This is a genomic window from Serratia sp. SA088 (genome assembly GCF_049065515.1).
GTDB lineage: Bacteria > Pseudomonadota > Gammaproteobacteria > Enterobacterales > Enterobacteriaceae > Serratia > Serratia nematodiphila.
Genome location: NZ_JBAKGW010000011.1, coordinates 89,223 through 107,113, shown reverse-complemented (window position 1 = coordinate 107,113; position 17,891 = coordinate 89,223). Strand labels below are relative to the sequence as shown.

The window sequence follows — 17,891 nt, the reverse complement described above, 5'->3', positions numbered from 1 at the left end:
CATGGTTCTGCAATCCACGCGTTGGCTCGCGCTCAGTTATTTCACCTACTTCTTTTCCTACGGCATCTTCTTACCGTTCTGGGGCGTGTGGCTGAAAGGCGAGGGCATCGCGCCCGAAACCATCGGCATGTTGCTAGGCGCCGGTTTGGTGGCCCGCTTCCTCGGCAGTTTACTGATTGCTCCCCGCGTTAAAGATCCCTCTCATCTGGTCTCCGCCTTGCGCCTGCTGGCGCTGCTGACCCTGGCTTTCGCGGTTGGCTTCTGCTTCGGCAACGGCTGGGGCTGGCTGATGCTGGTGATAGCGGGGTTCAACCTGTTCTTCTCGCCGCTGGTGCCATTGACCGACGCGCTGGCCGCCACCTGGCAAAAGCAAATCCGCATGGACTATGGCCGGGTGCGGCTGTGGGGCTCGCTGGCGTTCGTCATCGGCTCGGCGCTGACCGGGCAACTGGTGGCGGTGTGGGGCCATAACGCCATTCTCTACAGCCTGATCTTCAGCGTGCTGGCGATGCTGCTGGGCATGTTGCTGAAGCCGAGCGTGATGCCGCAGGGCGAAGCGCGCACGCACGGCGGAGCCGAGCGTTCGCTGTGGGCGCTGTTGAAAGAGGGGCCGGTGTGGCGCTTCCTGCTGTGCGTCACGCTGCTGCAGGGGGCGCACGCCGGCTACTACAGCTTCGGCTCCATTTACTGGCAGGAGGCGGGCTATTCGGCCTCGACCATCGGTTATCTGTGGTCGCTGGGCGTGGTGGCGGAAGTGATTATTTTCGCCAGCAGCAACGTGCTGTTCCGCCGCTGGAATGCGCGCAACCTGCTGCTGCTTTCCGCCTGCTGCGGCGTGCTGCGCTGGAGCCTGATGGCCTACAGCACCGAGCTGGGTTGGCTGCTGCTGATCCAAATCCTGCACTGCGGCACCTTCACCGTCTGCCATCTGGCGGCGATGCGCTTTATCGCCGCGCGCCAGGGGCAAGAGGTGATCCGGCTGCAGGCGGTGTATTCGGCGTTGGCGATGGGCGGCGGTATCGCCGTCATGACGGTGATTGCCGGGTTCCTGTTCGAACATTGGCAGGGCGGGGTATTCTGGGTGATGGCGGCGGTCGCGGTGCCGGCTTTGTTCATCCGGCCGCCGGCGGTCAGCGTCAGCCGTTGATTAAGGCGCTTCCAGCAGCGCGCGAATGGCCTGGCGCTGCCGGGTTTCCAGCGGCAGTTCGGTATAGATCAGCGGCGGGTGCGGATCGTTGTGCACCGCCGCATAAGGGGTGATCACCAGCGTGACGCCCTGCGGCGCGCCGCCGCGCAGATAGTCGCTCAGCGGCAGATACTTGATGTTCAGCGGCAGCAGCGTGAGCTCGCGGATCTGGTATTCCACCTCCTCTTCCAGCTGCGGGTTGTCCAGCGTCAGCAACAGCACCTGTTTTTCCTGCAGCGCGTTGTCCTGCATCAGCCAGGCGCCGAAGCTGATGGCCACCAGGCCCGCCTCCTCGTTGGAAAAATGCACGCCGTACTCCTGCTCCAGCTGTTTCAGCGCTTCCTGCGTGGTGCGCATCAGCCGCGGGTATTTGCGCACCACGTCTTCCAGCAGCATATTGTCGATGCCGATGGCGAAACGGCAGCGCTCCAGCGCCGGCGCCAGGTGGGCGAACAGCTGGCTGACCAGCTCCGCCTGGTTGCTGAAGGCCATGTCGGAAAGCTGCTGGAAGCGCTCGACCATGCTGCCGATCGCCGCCATCAACCGCTGCTCTTGCGCCGAGTCATTGCTGTGGTAGCTGTGATTTTTCAACAGGGTGAAGGTCAGCGCCAAAAAATCGCGCTCGTCCGCCTGCGGCGGCTGGTTAAACAGCCGGTTGCAGGCCTGATGCAGCCAGGCGGCGGCTTGCTGTTCCGGCTTTTGCCGCAGCCAGTCGCGCTGAACGGCGTCGAAACGCGGATGCTGCTGCAGGCGATTTTGCCAGGCGCAGTAGAGCAGGTAATGCTGCAGAAATTGGCGGTCGCGTGCATCGAAACGGCGGTTGAGCAGCGGCTCGCAGGCGTCGAGCGCCCGGGCCAACAGCGATGTCGACCCGGCATCGGCCGCCAGCGCTTGCCTTAGGCGCGGGGCGAAGTCGCTTTCGACGAACTGCGGGCTGCAGCGCAGGGCCCGCCGCAGCCAATGGATCAGGCACAGGCGTTGGTCGAGCGCGCTGCCCCGCAGTTGGTAGCCATGGTCGGGATCGACGGCGATCTCCAGGTGATGGAAACGCTGGATTTCACTGGCCACCTCGGCTATATCTTGCCGGGTTATCGGGGGGGCGACGCCATTGATTCGGCTTAAGGTCTCCAGCTGTAACTCGGGCTCCGGCGTGTACAGCATCAGCAGCAGATGACAGCGCCGTTGTTGTCCGGAGAGCTCGGGCACGGGAGAGGTGTCCAGGCTCATTATCACCTTCCGGCATAAAAGGTTGCGATTATGCCTAAGCATAGCAAAAGGCTTTGTAACGTCAGGATGACAGCGCGGCTTTTACTTCGGCTTACAACTTTCGTCACAAATATCGCCGGGAGAGGCGGGCCGTTCGGCAGTTATTTGTGTTACGTTATAACAAATGCAGGTAAGACAGGATAATGATGAAGTTACGTCGTCTTTTGGCTGCCCTCGGCGCCGTGTTCAGCGCCGGTGCGATCGCTCATCCGCACAGCTTTATCGACATGAACACCACCTTCGTCGCCAAGGACCAGCGGCTGGTCGGCCTGAAAATGGTGTGGGTGATGGATGAAATCACCTCGGCGGATCTGCTCTACGATGCGAAAAACGCCAAGAGCGATTCGGAAGTGTGGAAAAAGCTGGCGGCGGAAGTGATGGCCAACGTGCTGGGGCAGCACTATTTCACCGATCTTTACCGCGACGGCAAGCCGGTGAAATACCTGAACTTGCCCAGCGAATATCACCTGTCGCGCCAGGGCAACCAGGCGGTGCTGGAGTTCGTGCTGCCGTTGGCCGAGCCGCAGCCGCTGGCGGGCAAGCCGTTCGAGCTTTCTACTTACGATCCGACTTATTTCGTGGATATGACCTATAAAGACCAAAATGCGCTGCATCTGCCGCCGGAGATGGCGCAGCAGTGCAGCTACAAGCTGATGACGCCGAAGCCGAATGCGTCGCTGCAGGCCTATGCGCTGTCGCTCGACAAGAACGACTCGCCCGGCGAAGACCTGGCGCTGGGGCAACAGTTTGCCCAGCGGGTGACGCTGCAATGTCGCTAAATTTCTCGCCGCCGACGACAAGCCGACGCCACTGGGCCTTTGGCCTGTGGCCGCTGTTGCCGTTCACGCTGGCGCTGGCGGCCGCCGCGCTGCTGGCGTGGCACTACTGGCCGCAGCTGCTGATGCAGAGCGTGGTATGGCAAAAAGCGCTGCATCAACAGATGGCGGGGCTGTTGCAGCAGGTGAAGGCCGCGCCGCAGCAGGCCGGGCTGGCGCTGATGCTGTTCAGCCTCGGTTATGGCGTTTTGCATGCGCTTGGGCCCGGCCACGGTAAAGTGGTGATCGCCACCTATCTGGCCACCCACCCGGCGCGGCTGAAAAGCAGCCTGAAGCTGACCTTCGCCGCTTCGCTGGTGCAGGGGCTGGTGGCGATTGCGCTGGTGACGTTGATGTTGGTGATGTTGCAGCTCTCTTCGCGCCAGCTGCACCAAAGCAGCTTTTGGCTGGAGAAGGGCAGTTTTATTCTGGTGATGCTGCTTGGCGTGCTGCTGAGTTGGCGCGCGCTGAAACGTCTGTTTGCGGCGATCAAGGCGATGCGCCCGGCGCCGGCGCTGCGCATCAACAGCCTGACGCCGCTGGCGGCGGATCATGTCCACAGCGCCAATTGCGGCTGCGGCCACCGGCATCTGCCGAGCGACAGCGAGCTGCAGGCGGGAAGCGATTGGCGCACTCAGGCCGCCATCGTGCTGGCGATGGGCATGCGTCCCTGTTCGGGGGCGATTTTGGTGCTGCTGTTTTCCAAGGTGATCGGCGTGTTCGGCTGGGGCGTGCTTTCCGCGCTGGCGATGGCGTTCGGCACCTCGTTGACCATCTCCATGCTGGCGCTGCTGGTGCATTACAGCCGCCGGCTGGCAGTGCGCCTCAGCCGTTCGCGCGCGCCCGCCGCCTGGAGCGCGGTGGCCTGGGGGGCGTTGGCGCTGGCCGGGGGGCTGATCCTGTTGGCCGCCGGGCTGCTGTTGTACGTCAGCGCGCAGCCGGAATTCGGCGGCGGCATCCGCCCCTTCTCCCGCTAACGGGCATAAAAAAAGCGCTGCATCGGCAGCGCTTTTTTTCGATTCGCTTCTGGCGATTAACGCTTCAGCGCTTCGCTCAGTTCTTCACGCATGGTGGCCAGCATGGCTTTCACCACGCGCGGGTTGCCTGCGACCACGTTGCCGGAGCTGAAGTGGTTGTGGCCGCCGACGAAGTCGGTGACCAGGCCGCCGGCTTCACGCACCAGCAGCTCGCCTGCGGCGAAGTCCCACGGCTTCAGGCCGATTTCGAAGAAACCGTCTACGCGGCCGGCGGCCACATAGGCCAGATCCAGCGCAGCGGAACCGGTGCGGCGGAAGTCCGCGCACTGGGTGAACAGTTTGCCGACGATGTTGATGTAAGGCGTAGCGTGCTGTTTGACTTTGAACGGGAAGCCGGTCGCCAGGATGGTGCCATCCAGATCTTTGGCGTTGGTGCCGCGCAGACGGTAACCGTTGAGCTGTGCGCCCTGGCCGCGCGTGGCGGTGAACAGTTCGTTGCGCATTGGATCGTAAACCACGGCCACTTCGGTACGGCCTTTGATGCGTACGGCGATGGAAACGGAGAAATGAGGGAAACGTTTGATGAAGTTTGCAGTGCCATCCAGTGGATCGATCACCCATTGCACATCGCGATCTTCGCCGATCAGCTCACCGCGTTCTTCGCTCACGATACTGTGTTGCGGATAAGACTTGCGGATGACGTCGATGATCAGATGCTCTGCATCGCGATCGACGTTGGTGACGAAGTCATTGGTCCCTTTCTGGCTCGCTTCTACAGCGTCCGGGGTTTCGTAGTTTTTGGCAATCAGGTTACCGGCCTTGCGCGCAGCGCGCACGGCGATAGTCAGCATCGGATGCATGGGTATCTTCCAACTAGGATGTTAAAGAACAGGAAACGGCGCGAAGTATAGCAGCTGTTCGGCAAATTGCCTACGGCTGTGTTAAGATGCTGCGATTTTCCGCCACGCTCAGAGTTTGTATGCTGCACAATATCCGCATTGTTCTGGTAGAGACTTCACATACCGGCAACATGGGCTCGACCGCCAGAGCCATGAAAACCATGGGTTTAACCAACCTTTATCTGGTTAATCCGCTGATCAAACCCGATTCTCAGGCCATCGCCCTGGCCGCCGGCGCCAGCGACGTGATCGGCAACGCCACCATCGTCGATACCCTCGATGACGCCATCGCCGGCTGCAGCCTGGTGGTGGGCACCAGCGCACGTTCTCGCACCTTGCCGTGGCCGATGCTGGAGCCGCGCGAATGCGGCGTGCGCGCGGTGCACGAAGGCGAGCACGCGCCGGTGGCACTGGTGTTCGGCCGCGAACGCGTCGGGCTGACCAACGATGAATTGCAAAAGTGCCACTACCACGTCGCCATTCCGGCCAACCCGGACTACAGCTCGCTGAACCTGGCGATGGCGGTGCAGATCCTGGCGTACGAAGTGCGCGTGGCCTACCTCGATCGCCAACAGGCGGGCGCGCCGCAGCTGGAAGAGACACCGTATCCGCTGGTGGACGACCTCGAGCGTTTCTATCAGCATCTGGAGCAGACGCTGCAGCGCACCGGTTTCATTCGCCCGTCGCATCCGGGCCAGGTGATGAACCGTCTGCGTCGGCTGTTCACCCGCGCGCGCCCGGAAGGGCAGGAGCTGAATATCCTGCGTGGCATGCTGACGTCGATCGAGAAACAGGATAAACATCAAGGTAATTAATTGATGTGGCATCACGGTGGGCGACAATAGTATTAGTTATCCAAAGGTTATAACATGTATTTTATATACCTTTGTTCTTGCTAAGTTCAAAACGTGCTAATACTTGAGTTAATTACTGGGTTAAATAGTTGACTGTTTTACTCGGGAATGTCAGACTTTCGGCCATATTTGACCAACAGGTAACCATTGAGCTATGAGACTGACATCCAAAGGCCGTTATGCCGTAACCGCTATGCTCGACGTAGCGCTGCATTCTCAGGAAGGGCCGGTGCCACTGGCGGACATTTCCGAACGCCAGGGTATTTCGCTCTCTTATCTGGAACAATTATTCTCCCGTCTGCGCAAGAATGGCCTGGTGGCCAGCGTGCGCGGTCCGGGCGGTGGTTATCTGCTGGGTAAAGACGCGGGTGAGATCGCCGTTGGCGCTGTCATCACTGCTGTCGATGAATCGGTAGATGCAACCCGTTGCCAGGGCAAAGAAGGCTGTCAGGGCGGCGATCGCTGCTTGACCCACGCCCTGTGGCGCGATCTGAGCGAGCGCATCAGCGGGTTCCTGAACAATATTACGCTGGCAGAACTGGTCAACAACCAGGAAGTGCTGGTGGTGGCGGATCGTCAAAACAACGATACGCGCCGCACGGCCAACGGCCGTCCGCAAGAAACTATCAACGTTAATCTGCGCGCATAAGCAGCTGGCGAAATTATTTTAGTTTTTGGAAGTGATGTACGGAGCACAAGAGCAATGAAATTACCGATTTATCTGGATTACTCAGCAACGACGCCGGTTGACCCGCGCGTTGCTGAGAAGATGATGCAGTTTTTGACCCTGGACGGCACTTTCGGCAACCCGGCTTCCCGTTCCCACCGTTTCGGTTGGCAGGCGGAAGAGGCGGTAGACATCGCCCGTAACCAAATCGCCGAACTGGTGGGCGCTGACCCGCGCGAAATCGTTTTCACCTCCGGGGCGACCGAATCCGACAACCTGGCGATCAAAGGCGCTGCCAATTTCTACCAGAAAAAAGGCAAGCACATCATCACCAGCAAAACCGAACACAAAGCCGTGCTCGACACCTGCCGTCAGCTGGAGCGCGAAGGGTTTGAAGTGACCTACCTGGCGCCGCAGAGCAACGGCATCATCAGCCTGCAGGATCTCGAAGCCGCGCTGCGCGATGACACCATTCTGGTCTCCATCATGCACGTCAACAACGAAATCGGCGTGGTGCAGGACATCGAAGCGATCGGCGAAATGTGCCGCGCGCGCGGTATCATCTACCACGTTGACGCCACCCAGAGCGTGGGCAAACTGCCTATCGATCTGAGCAAGCTGAAAGTCGACCTGATGTCGTTCTCCGGCCACAAAATCTATGGCCCGAAAGGCATCGGCGCGCTGTACGTGCGTCGCAAGCCGCGCATCCGCATCGAAGCGCAGGTACACGGCGGCGGTCACGAGCGCGGCATGCGTTCCGGCACCTTGCCTGTCCACCAGATCGTCGGCATGGGCGAAGCTTATCGCATCGCCAAAGAAGAGATGACCGAAGAGATGGCGCGTCTGCGCACCCTGCGTGACCGTCTGTGGAACGGCGTGAAAGATATGGAAGAAGTGTATCTGAACGGCGATCTGGAGCACGGCGCACCGAACATCCTGAACGTCAGCTTCAACTACGTTGAAGGCGAGTCGCTGATCATGGCGCTGAAAGACCTGGCAGTTTCTTCCGGTTCAGCCTGTACCTCCGCCAGCCTCGAGCCGTCCTACGTGTTGCGCGCGCTGGGCATGAGCGATGAATTGGCGCACAGCTCGATCCGTTTCTCCCTGGGGCGTTTCACCACGGAAGAAGAGATCGACTACACCATTCAACTGGTGCGTAAATCCATCGGCCGTCTGCGCGATCTGTCCCCGCTGTGGGAGATGTTCAAGCAGGGCGTGGACATCAACAGCATCGAATGGGCGCATCATTAATTCTCAGGTTTCAGGAGCAAGGTCATGGCTTACAGCGAAAAAGTAATCGATCATTATGAAAACCCGCGCAACGTGGGTTCTTTCGACAACGAAGATCCTACCGTCGGCAGCGGCATGGTAGGGGCGCCGGCTTGCGGCGACGTGATGAAGCTGCAAATCAAGGTTAACGATGAAGGCATCATCGAAGACGCGCGCTTTAAAACTTACGGCTGCGGTTCCGCCATCGCCTCCAGCTCGCTGGTGACCGAATGGATGAAAGGCAAGTCGCTCGATCAGGCTGAAGCGATCAAAAACACCCAGATCGCCGAAGAGCTGGAATTGCCGCCGGTCAAAATTCACTGCTCGATCCTGGCTGAAGACGCCATCAAAGCAGCGATTGCCGACTATAAGAGCAAGCATAGCGCCAAGTAATTTGTCTGAGTCGGCCCGGCCGCGCCGGGCTTTGATGTGAAGTGTGAGGTTGTGATGTCTATTACCATGAGCGACAGCGCTGCGCAGCGTGTTCAGGCGTTTTTGACGAACCGCGGCAAAGGTCTCGGCCTGCGTCTGGGAGTGCGAACTTCCGGCTGCTCCGGGATGGCGTACGTGCTGGAATTTGTTGACGAAGCCAACGATGACGACATCGTGTTTGAAGACAAAGGCATCAAGGTGATCATCGACGGCAAGAGCCTGGTCTACCTTGACGGCACCGAGCTTGATTTCGTTAAGGAAGGCCTGAACGAAGGCTTCAAGTTCAACAACCCGAACGTCTCAAGCGAGTGCGGCTGCGGCGAGAGTTTCAACGTCTGACAGTCCATCGTGCTCCCCCGTTTCGGCGGGGGAACTTCATCCGCTAACGCCCAGAGCACGCTATGGATTACTTTACTTTATTCGGGCTGCCAGTTCGCTACACCGTGGACGGCAGCCTGCTTGCGTCCCGATTCCAGGATCTGCAACGCCAATTCCACCCCGATCGTTTCGCCAACCAGCCGGAGCGCGAACGCCTGATGGCGTTGCAGCAGGCGGCGACCATCAACGAAGCCTACCAGGCGCTGAAGCACCCGTTAAAACGCGCGGAGTATATGCTATCTTTGCACGGCTTCGATCTGGGCAACGAACAGCATACGATGCGCGACACCGCGTTCCTGATGGAACAGCTGGAACTGCGCGAAGAGCTCGACGCCATTGAGCGCAAGCCGGAGGCGGAAAGCCTGCTGGCCGATTTCGGCGCGCGGCTGGCCGTCTCCATCAAACAGCGCAGTGCGCTGATGCTGCAGCAGTTGGACAGTGAGCAGTGGGCGGACGCCGCCGACACCGTGCGCAAGCTGCGCTTTTTGGACAAACTCCAGCAACAGGTTGAACAACTCGAAGAAAAACTGCTGGGTTTTGAGTAACACCTTCTGATTCTGATTGTGGAAGCTTCAACATGGCCTTATTACAAATTAGTGAGCCTGGCCTCAGCGCCGCGCCGCACCAGCGACGCTTGGCCGCCGGCATCGACTTAGGCACCACCAACTCGTTGGTCGCCACGGTGCGCAGCGGGCAGGCGGAAACGCTGGCCGACGAACAGGGGCGCCATTTGCTGCCTTCGGTGGTGCATTATCAGGCGGACGCGCAGCGCGTCGGCTGGGAGGCGCGCCAACAGGCGGCGCAGGATCCGGCCAATACCGTCAGCTCCATCAAACGCATGATGGGCCGCTCGTTGGCGGACGTGCAGCAACGTTACCCGAACCTGCCGTATCAATTTCAGGCCAGCGACAACGGCCTGCCGCTGATCGTCACCGCCGCCGGCCCGGTTAACCCGGTCGGTGTCTCCGCCGATATCCTGCGGGCCCTGTCCGCGCGCGCGCAAGCGGCGCTGGAAGGCGAGCTGGATGGCGTGGTGATCACCGTTCCCGCCTACTTCGACGACGCGCAGCGCCAGGGCACCAAAGACGCAGCGCGTCTGGCCGGCTTGCACGTTCTGCGCCTGTTGAACGAACCGACCGCGGCGGCGATCGCCTACGGGCTGGATTCCGGCCAGGAAGGGGTGATCGCGGTTTACGATCTGGGCGGCGGCACCTTTGATATCTCCATTCTGCGCCTCAGCCGCGGCGTGTTCGAAGTGCTGGCGACCGGCGGCGATTCCGCGCTGGGCGGCGACGACTTCGATCATCTGTTGGCCGACTGGCTGCGCGAGCAGGCCGGCGTGGCCGATCGCAGCGACCACGGCGTGCAGCGTCAACTGCTGGATGCCGCCATCGCCGCCAAAATCGCGTTGAGCGATGCCGACAGCGTGCGCGTCGAGGTGGCCGGCTGGCAGGGCGAGGTGACCCGCGCCCAGTTTGAAGCGCTGATCGCTCCGTTGGTGAAACGCACGCTGATGGCTTGCCGCCGGGCGCTGAAAGACGCCGGCGTCGCCGCCGACGAGGTGCTGGAAGTGGTGATGGTCGGCGGTTCCACCCGCGTGCCGTTGGTGCGTGAGCAAGTGGGCGCCTTCTTCGGCCGCACGCCGCTGACGTCGATCGATCCGGATAAAGTGGTCGCCATCGGCGCCGCGATCCAGGCCGACATCCTGGTGGGCAACAAGCCGGACAGCGATATGCTGCTGCTGGACGTGATCCCGCTGTCGCTGGGCCTCGAAACCATGGGCGGCCTGGTGGAGAAAGTGATCCCGCGCAACACCACTATCCCGGTGGCGCGCGCGCAGGAGTTCACCACCTTTAAAGACGGCCAGAGCGCGATGATGATCCACGTGCTGCAGGGCGAGCGCGAGCTGGTGCAGGATTGCCGTTCGCTGGCGCGCTTTACGCTGCGCGGCCTGCCGCCGCTGCCTGCCGGGGGCGCGCACATTCGCGTCACCTTCCAGGTGGATGCCGACGGCCTGCTGAGCGTCACCGCGATGGAGAAATCCACCGGCGTTGAAGCCTCGATCCAGGTCAAGCCGTCGTATGGCCTGTCGGACAGTGAAATCGCCGGCATGATCAAGGATTCGATGGCCAATGCGCAAAGCGACGTGGGTGCGCGCAAGCTGGCGGAGCAACGCGTGGAAGCTGCGCGGGTGCTGGAAAGCCTGCAGGGCGCGCTGGCCACCGACGCCGCGCTGCTGAGCGAGGCGGAAAGCCAGGCGATCGCCGCCGCGACCCAGGCGTTGCAGCAGGCGGCGCAGGGTGAAGATCCCGCCGCTATCGAAGACGCCATCAAAACATTAGATGCACAAACGCAAGATTTTGCCGCGCGCCGCATGGACGCTTCCATTCGCCGCGCGCTGGCTGGCCATTCTGTGGATGAGGTTTAACCATGCCTAAAATTGTTTTCCTGCCCCATCAAGATCTTTGCCCGGAAGGGGCGGTTCTGGAAGCCGAAAAAGGGGAGTCGATCCTCAACGTTGCGCTGCGCAACGGCATTGAAATCGAGCACGCCTGCGAGAAATCCTGCGCCTGCACCACCTGCCACTGCATCGTGCGTGAAGGCTTCGATTCGCTGGAAGAGAGCAGCGAGCTGGAAGACGACATGCTGGACAAAGCGTGGGGGCTGGAGCCGGAAAGCCGTCTGAGCTGCCAGGCGCTGGTCGCCGACGAAGATCTGGTGGTCGAAATGCCGCGCTACACCGTCAACCACGCGCGTGAGCATTAATTGTTAGCCGCAGCGTCAACCCGGAGATCATAATGGGACTGAAGTGGACCGACAGCCGTGAAATCGGCGAAGCCCTGTACGACCAATACCCGGATACCGATCCGAAAACCGTGCGTTTTACCGACATGCATCAGTGGATCTGCGATCTGGAAGAGTTCGATGACGATCCGCAGGCTTCCAACGAAAAAATACTGGAAGCGATCCTGCTGGTCTGGTTAGATGAAGCGGAGTAAATAGCGTAACGGGCTGCCATGGGCGGCCCGTTTATTTTGTATCCGACAAGATTAATAAAAGAATAATCCGGAGTAAGAAGGCTATGACAACAGAATTCATGCAGGTCACGCTGTCGCAACAACCTGCCGACGCCCGCTGGGGCGAAAAAGCGCTGCTGAGCACCAACGGCGAAGGGATGACCATTCACCTGACCGGCGCCGACAAGCTGGGCGCGATCCAGCGCGCGGGCCGCAAAATTGATGGCCAGGGCATCAAAAACGTCAAGCTGGCCGGCGACGGTTGGGATTTGGAAAACAGCTGGGCGTTCTGGCAAGGCTATCGCGGGCCGAAAGGGCAGCGCAACGTCGAATGGGCCGAGCTGCCGGAAGCCGCGCGTCAGGAACTGGATAAGCGCCTGAAGATCGTCGACTGGGTGCGCGACACCATCAACATGCCGGCGGAAGAACTGGGGCCGGAGCAATTGGCGACCCGCGCCGTCGATCTGATGTGCGACGTCGGCTGCGATGCCGTCAGCTACCGCATCACCAAGGGCGAAGATCTGCGCGAGCAGAACTATGCCGGCATCCACACCGTCGGCCGCGGCTCCGAGCGCCCGCCGGTGCTGCTGGCATTGGACTTCAACCCGACCGGTAACCCGGATGCGCCGGTGTTCGCATGCCTGGTCGGCAAGGGCATCACCTTCGACAGCGGCGGCTACAGCCTGAAGCAAAGCGCCTTTATGGATTCGATGAAATCCGACATGGGCGGCGCGGCCACCATCACCGGCGCCCTGGCGCTGGCGGCGGCGCGCGGCCTGAAGCAGCGCGTGAAGCTGTACCTGTGCTGCGCCGACAACATGGTCAGCGGCAACGCCTTCAAACTGGGCGACATCATTCGCTACCGCAACGGCAAAACCGTTGAGGTGATGAACACCGATGCGGAAGGGCGCCTGGTGCTGGCCGACGGCCTGATCGACGCTTCTGAGCAGAACCCGCAGCTGATTATCGACTGCGCCACCCTGACCGGCGCGGCGAAAACGGCGGTAGGCAACGACTACCACGCGCTGTTCAGCTTCGACGATGCGCTGGCGCAGGAGCTGCTGAGCAGCGCCGCCGCCGAGCAAGAGCCGTTCTGGCGTCTGCCGCTGGCCGAGTTCCACCGCAGCCAGCTGCCGTCCAACTTCGCCGAGCTGAACAACGTGGCCGGCCCGGCCTACACCGCCGGCGCCAGCACCGCGGCGGCCTTCCTGTCGCATTTTGTTAAGAACTACCAGCAAGGCTGGTTGCACATCGACTGCTCAGCCACCTACCGCAAAGGCGCGGTGGATCAGTGGTCGGCCGGCGCGACCGGTCTGGGCGTTCGCACCCTGGCCAATCTGCTGCTGAGCAAAGCCAAATAATTGAACGCCCGCCGCGTCGGGCGCTAGAATGCGCATTATCTTCGAGGCCCAGCATGCTGGGCCTCGCTCTTTGATCCCTGGAGTTTGCCATGAGTGCCCATCATCACGATGTCGCCCCGAGCGAGAACGAACTTGAACGCCTGCTGAAGCTGGCGGTGACGGAGCCGGCCCATCGCCCGGCGTTCTTCCGTGAACTGCTCGACGCCACGGTGCTGATCCTCGGCGACAGCGAGCAGGTGCAGCAGGACGGCGACATTACGCTGAACGCGGATACGCCGGTCAATATCCAGCATTGGGAAAAACAGGACGGCGGCAGCATCATTCCGTTCTTCACCTCGCTGGAAGCGCTGCAGAAGGCCGTTGAGGATGAACAGCCGTTCATCGCCATGCCGGCGCGGGTGCTGTTTGAAATCACCCAGGGCGCGGATCTGTTCCTCAACCCGAAGGCGGAATACGGCAAAGAGTTCTACCCGGAAGAGGTGGCGATGCTGCTGGCGACCGGCGGCGTTGTCAAACCGGTGGAGCATTACGTCGACAAAGAGACCCAAATCCTGCTGGGGCAGCCCGAAGAGTATCCGTCGGCGATGGTGGATGCGCTGACCACGCTGTTCAGCCAGCGCAAGCCGGTGCGCCGCGCGTTTCTGGCGCTGATGCACGACCAGGCGGCGGACGAGAAGCCGAATCTGCTGATCGGGCTGGAAGTGGATGCCGAGCCGGCGGAGATCGAGGCGTTGATCAACGAGGCCGGCAGCGTCGCCAGCGAAACGGCGCCGAATGACGAACCGGTGGATTTCTGCCTGGTATCGGAGAAAGAGCGGGGCGTCAGCCACTACCTGATCGCCCATACGCAGCCGTTTTATCAGCGCCGCTGGGGCAGTTGGCTGCGCAATGTGATCCCGTCTACCGACAAGACCCAATAACGTCGGTGCGCCGCTGAAAGTGGCGAACGAAGATCATATTTTTTTAATGAAATGTTGATTTTCCCGTAGGCAAGCGTTAACGGCGCACATATAATCTGCGCCACTTGAGAAGGCCGGCAACATTGCAGACCGGCCTGTTTTGGAAGTCATACAGAGGCCATCATGACCGTAGAACGTACCTTTTCCATCGTTAAACCAAACGCTGTAGCCAACAACGACATCGGCGCTATCTACGCGCGTTTCGAGCGCGCCGGTTTCAAAATCATCGCCGCTAAAATGCTGCGTCTGACTCGCGAGCAAGCTGAAGGCTTCTACGCTGAGCACAAAGGCCGCCCATTCTTCGACGGTCTGGTTGAGTTCATGACCTCCGGCCCAATCATGGTGCAGGTTCTGGAATCTGAAAACGCCGTGCAGCGCAACCGCGACATCATGGGCGCAACCAACCCGGACAACGCACTGGCCGGCACCCTGCGCGCCGACTACGCGGACAGCTTCACCGCTAACGCCGTTCACGGTTCCGACTCCGTTGAATCCGCACAGCGTGAAATCGCTTACTTCTTCAACGAAAGCGAAATCTGCGCACGTTAATCGTGCCGTTGCTGATAACCAGGCATTCACCGGCTGAAACAATAAAAATGCCCTGAATGCCTTTCAGCCATAGAAACCCGCTACTAAAATTTGTACAATGCCGCGCCCCTGATAAGACGACTTGTCAGGGGCGTGTTTTTAGTGCCGCCACCCGAATCATGCGGGCTGAAATGCACAACTTACTTTCCATTCTTTAGCGCCATAACGTGTAATAACGAGGCCAGAGCATTATGTTAGAACCCATCACGTCCGAGCACACCGTGTCTGAAAATAATTCGCTGACTACCCCCTCCGTTAACGTGGAGCAACCGGCTGCGGCCAAAATCAACCTGCTGGATCTGAACCGCCAGCAAATGCGCGAGTTCTTCGCCGAAATGGGCGAAAAACCGTTCCGCGCCGATCAGGTGATGAAGTGGATTTATCACTACTGCTGCGACGATTTCGAGCAGATGACCGACATCAACAAAGTCCTGCGCGGCAAGCTGCAGCGCGTGGCGGAAATCCGCGCGCCGGAAGTGGCGGAAGAACAGCGTTCGGCCGACGGCACCATCAAGTGGGCGATCAAGGTGGGCGATCAGCAGGTCGAAACCGTGTATATCCCGGAAGCCGACCGCGCGACGCTGTGCGTCTCCTCGCAGGTAGGCTGCGCGCTGGAGTGCAAATTCTGTTCGACGGCGCAGCAGGGCTTCAACCGCAACCTGCGCGTGTCGGAAATCATCGGCCAGGTGTGGCGCGCGGCGAAGATCATCGGCGCGCTGAAGGTGACCGGCCAACGCCCGATCACCAACGTGGTGATGATGGGCATGGGCGAGCCGCTGCTCAACCTGAACAACGTGGTGCCGGCGATGGAAATCATGCTGGACGATTTCGGCTTTGGCCTGTCCAAACGCCGCGTGACCCTGTCTACCTCCGGCGTGGTGCCGGCGCTGGACAAGCTGGGCGACATGATCGACGTGGCGCTGGCCATTTCGCTGCACGCACCGAACGACACCATCCGCGATGAGATCGTGCCGATCAACCGCAAGTACAACATCGAGACCTTCCTGTCCGCGGTGCGTCGCTACCTGGAGAAATCCAACGCCAACCAGGGCCGCGTCACCGTCGAGTACGTGATGCTGGATCATATCAACGACAGCACCGACGACGCGCATCAGCTGGCGGAAGTGCTGAAAGACACGCCGTGCAAGATCAACCTGATCCCATGGAACCCGTTCCCGGGCGCTCCGTACGGCCGCAGCTCCAACAGCCGGGTGGATCGTTTCTCCAAGGTGTTGATGGAATACGGCTTTACGACTATTGTTCGTAAAACCCGTGGTGACGATATCGACGCCGCCTGCGGGCAACTGGCGGGTGAAGTGATCGACCGTACCAAGCGTACCCTGAAGAAGAAAATGGCCGGGGAACCTATCAACGTACGGGCGGTCTGAATCCTATAGCACCATTTTTTGTTATCTAACAGCCTGTTATGCGAAAGCGTGTCGCTGGCGGGCGTTAGCTGACGGCCGATAAGGAAATGAATGCGGGCATGAAGCTGAAACTGTGGGGTATGTGGCTGGCGGCCGGGTTGTTGGCCGGGTGTTCCGGTTCAGCGCCGGAAAAGGAAGCACAGGTCTCTGAGGCGGGCCAGACGCGCCTGCAGCTGGGGCTGGAGTACCTGCAGCAAGGCGACATGGACGCCGCGCGCCAGAACCTGGAAAAGGCGCTGGACGCGGCCCCGCAGGATTACCGCACGCAGTTGGGCATGGCGCTCTACGCGCAGCGCAGCGGTGAAAACGCCGAGGCCGAACAGCGTTATCGGCAAGCGCTCAAACTTGCGCCGGGCAATGGCACCGTACTGAATAATTACGGTGCGTTTCTTTGCGGTTTAGGGCAGTATGTACCGGCGCAACAGCAGTTTAGCGCTGCGGCGCTGGCGCCCGATTATGGCCAGGTCGCCGACAGCCTGGAAAACGCAGGTTACTGTTTTCTCAAGGCCGGACAAAACGACGAAGCGCGCACGCTGTTGAGCCGCGCGCTGAAAGTCGATCCGGACAAAGGCACTCCGCTGCTGGCGGAGGCCGAAAAGCAATTTGGAGAAGGGAAGCGCGCCCAGTCGCAACTTTTATTGGATGTTTATCAGCATGTTCTGCCGGCCAGCGCCAGCAGCTTATGGTTACAGATTCGTTTCGCCGCGTTAGCCGGCCGCCAGGATAGCGTTCAACGCTATGGCAAGCAGCTAGCGCGAAGTTTTCCACAATCCAAACAGTACCAGCAGTTCTTAGCTAATGAATACTGAAGCCTCCCAAGATAAAACCGTATCCATGACGACGGGCCAGCGCCTGCGTCAGGCCCGTGAGCAACTCGGGCTGAGCCAACAGACCGTTGCAGAACGCCTGTGTCTCAAAATGTCCACCGTGCGCGATATCGAGGAAGACAGCGTGTCCGCTGACCTCGCGTCCACCTTCGTGCGCGGCTACATCCGTTCCTACGCCAAGCTGGTGCATCTGCCGGAAGACGAACTGCTGCCGATGTTGGCCAAGCAGGCGCCGTTGAAGATGGCGAAAGTGGCGCCGATGCAAAGTTTCTCGCTGGGCAAGCGCCGCAAGAAACGCGACGGCTGGCTGATGAGCTTCACCTGGCTTATCGTGTTCGTGGTGATCGGCCTGACCGGCGCCTGGTGGTGGCAAAACCACAAGGCGCAGCAGGAAGAGATCGCCACCATGGCCGATCAATCCTCGGCGCAGCTTTCACAGAATAACGAAGGGCAGTCCGTGCCGCTGACCGACGGCAATGCCGACGCCGGCACCAACGTGCCGTTGACCGACAACAGCGCCGCGCCGGCCGATACCGGCGCAGCGGCTCAGGCGCCGGCGGCGACCGCCCAGGCGCCGAGCGCGGCTCAGCAGCAGCCTGCCGTGGTGTCGCCAAGCCAGACCACCCTGCCGGAAACCGCGCCGGCGGCGCAAGCGCCGTTGCCGACCGCCGATGCGGGCGTGGCTGCGCCGGCGGCCGATCCGAACGCGCTGGTGATGGATTTCTCCGCCGACTGCTGGCTGCAGGTGACCGACGCGAGCGGTAAAACGCTGTTCAGCGGCACCCAGAAGCAAGGCGGCAAGCTGAACCTGACCGGCACTGCGCCGTATAAACTGACCATCGGCGCGCCGGCGGCAGTTCAGATCCAGTATCAGGGTAAACCGGTTGATTTAAGCCGGTTCGTTAAGTCAAACCGTGTTGCTCGCCTGACCGTCGCCGCGCAGTAATCGCGCGGCACCGGTCGTGATGT

The 17,891-nt window shown here is 60.7% G+C and carries 20 protein-coding genes; 18 read left to right on the top strand and 2 right to left on the bottom strand.

Features of this window, described 5'->3' with window-relative positions; translation table 11 throughout:
• The first annotated feature begins 1 nt into the window (after position 1).
• Positions 2-1,147, top strand: coding sequence for a 3-phenylpropionate MFS transporter (locus ACOWVD_RS22615; protein WP_048325178.1), 1,146 nt, complete (start codon positions 2-4; stop codon positions 1,145-1,147).
• Here ACOWVD_RS22615 and csiE read toward each other — a convergent pair whose 3' ends face one another.
• A complete protein-coding gene (csiE, locus tag ACOWVD_RS22610) occupies positions 1,148-2,413 on the bottom strand; it encodes a stationary phase inducible protein CsiE (protein WP_197763918.1) in 1,266 nt (421 codons plus the stop codon).
• Between the two features lie 182 nt (positions 2,414-2,595).
• Here csiE and ACOWVD_RS22605 point away from each other — a divergent pair, with 182 nt between their 5' ends.
• Both ACOWVD_RS22605 and ACOWVD_RS22600 read left to right on the top strand, forming a co-directional pair.
• Positions 2,596-3,231, top strand: a complete 636-nt coding sequence (locus tag ACOWVD_RS22605) for a DUF1007 family protein (RefSeq protein WP_049242165.1) — start codon at positions 2,596-2,598, stop codon at positions 3,229-3,231.
• A complete protein-coding gene (locus ACOWVD_RS22600) occupies positions 3,222-4,244 on the top strand; it encodes a nickel/cobalt transporter (protein WP_049242164.1) in 1,023 nt (340 codons plus the stop codon). The genes ACOWVD_RS22605 and ACOWVD_RS22600 overlap by 10 nt, the downstream gene beginning before the upstream one ends.
• 56 nt (positions 4,245-4,300) lie before the next feature.
• Here the strand turns inward: ACOWVD_RS22600 and suhB are convergent, their stop codons facing one another.
• Entirely contained in the window at positions 4,301-5,104 is an 804-nt protein-coding gene (suhB, locus tag ACOWVD_RS22595; protein WP_004941400.1) for an inositol-1-monophosphatase, read from the bottom strand.
• A gap of 119 nt (positions 5,105-5,223) precedes the next feature.
• On the opposite strand from suhB, the gene trmJ reads away from it, so the two are divergent.
• The 15 genes from trmJ (at position 5,224) to rodZ (ending at position 17,868) form a co-directional block, all read left to right on the top strand.
• The gene (trmJ, locus tag ACOWVD_RS22590) at positions 5,224-5,958 is read left to right on the top strand and encodes a tRNA (cytosine(32)/uridine(32)-2'-O)-methyltransferase TrmJ (protein WP_015378781.1); all 735 of its coding nucleotides are present in this window, start codon (positions 5,224-5,226) and stop codon (positions 5,956-5,958) included.
• Positions 5,959-6,151: 193 nt separating this feature from the next.
• Positions 6,152-6,646 carry a Fe-S cluster assembly transcriptional regulator IscR gene (iscR, locus tag ACOWVD_RS22585; RefSeq protein ID WP_004941404.1) on the top strand — a complete coding sequence of 165 codons (495 nt, stop codon included), beginning with the start codon at positions 6,152-6,154 and terminating at the stop codon, positions 6,644-6,646.
• Positions 6,647-6,700: 54 nt separating this feature from the next.
• Positions 6,701-7,915 (top strand): cysteine desulfurase, encoded by a 1,215-nt coding sequence (iscS, locus tag ACOWVD_RS22580; protein ID WP_016929764.1) that lies wholly within the window; start codon positions 6,701-6,703, stop codon positions 7,913-7,915.
• A 24-nt stretch (positions 7,916-7,939) separates the two neighbouring features.
• Positions 7,940-8,326 carry a Fe-S cluster assembly scaffold IscU gene (gene iscU, locus ACOWVD_RS22575; RefSeq protein ID WP_004941408.1) on the top strand — a complete coding sequence of 129 codons (387 nt, stop codon included), beginning with the start codon at positions 7,940-7,942 and terminating at the stop codon, positions 8,324-8,326.
• Between the two features lie 54 nt (positions 8,327-8,380).
• Entirely contained in the window at positions 8,381-8,704 is a 324-nt protein-coding gene (gene iscA / locus ACOWVD_RS22570; RefSeq protein WP_004941410.1) for an iron-sulfur cluster assembly protein IscA, read from the top strand.
• Positions 8,705-8,766: 62 nt separating this feature from the next.
• Positions 8,767-9,288: a co-chaperone HscB gene (gene hscB / locus ACOWVD_RS22565; RefSeq protein WP_004941412.1), complete on the top strand. Its 522-nt coding sequence runs from the start codon at positions 8,767-8,769 to the stop codon at positions 9,286-9,288.
• A 32-nt stretch (positions 9,289-9,320) separates the two neighbouring features.
• A complete protein-coding gene (gene hscA, locus ACOWVD_RS22560; protein WP_015378779.1) occupies positions 9,321-11,171 on the top strand; it encodes a Fe-S protein assembly chaperone HscA in 1,851 nt (616 codons plus the stop codon).
• A 2-nt stretch (positions 11,172-11,173) separates the two neighbouring features.
• Complete coding sequence (gene fdx, locus ACOWVD_RS22555) at positions 11,174-11,509, top strand: ISC system 2Fe-2S type ferredoxin (protein WP_004941417.1); 336 nt, start codon at positions 11,174-11,176, stop codon at positions 11,507-11,509.
• A gap of 32 nt (positions 11,510-11,541) precedes the next feature.
• Positions 11,542-11,742 carry a Fe-S cluster assembly protein IscX gene (gene iscX, locus ACOWVD_RS22550; protein ID WP_006327336.1) on the top strand — a complete coding sequence of 67 codons (201 nt, stop codon included), beginning with the start codon at positions 11,542-11,544 and terminating at the stop codon, positions 11,740-11,742.
• An 83-nt stretch (positions 11,743-11,825) separates the two neighbouring features.
• Complete coding sequence (gene pepB, locus ACOWVD_RS22545; protein WP_046897753.1) at positions 11,826-13,121, top strand: aminopeptidase PepB; 1,296 nt, start codon at positions 11,826-11,828, stop codon at positions 13,119-13,121.
• Between the two features lie 89 nt (positions 13,122-13,210).
• The gene (sseB, locus tag ACOWVD_RS22540; protein WP_197843098.1) at positions 13,211-14,041 is read left to right on the top strand and encodes an enhanced serine sensitivity protein SseB; all 831 of its coding nucleotides are present in this window, start codon (positions 13,211-13,213) and stop codon (positions 14,039-14,041) included.
• Between the two features lie 162 nt (positions 14,042-14,203).
• Positions 14,204-14,629: a nucleoside-diphosphate kinase gene (gene ndk, locus ACOWVD_RS22535; RefSeq protein WP_004941424.1), complete on the top strand. Its 426-nt coding sequence runs from the start codon at positions 14,204-14,206 to the stop codon at positions 14,627-14,629.
• 230 nt (positions 14,630-14,859) lie between these two features.
• A complete protein-coding gene (locus tag ACOWVD_RS22530; RefSeq protein ID WP_004941426.1) occupies positions 14,860-16,056 on the top strand; it encodes a bifunctional tRNA (adenosine(37)-C2)-methyltransferase TrmG/ribosomal RNA large subunit methyltransferase RlmN in 1,197 nt (398 codons plus the stop codon).
• Between the two features lie 98 nt (positions 16,057-16,154).
• The gene (pilW, locus tag ACOWVD_RS22525; RefSeq protein ID WP_044031999.1) at positions 16,155-16,904 is read left to right on the top strand and encodes a type IV pilus biogenesis/stability protein PilW; all 750 of its coding nucleotides are present in this window, start codon (positions 16,155-16,157) and stop codon (positions 16,902-16,904) included.
• A complete protein-coding gene (gene rodZ, locus ACOWVD_RS22520) occupies positions 16,894-17,868 on the top strand; it encodes a cytoskeleton protein RodZ (RefSeq protein WP_004941432.1) in 975 nt (324 codons plus the stop codon). Before pilW ends, rodZ begins: the two co-directional genes overlap by 11 nt.
• The last annotated feature ends 23 nt before the right edge of the window (positions 17,869-17,891 follow it).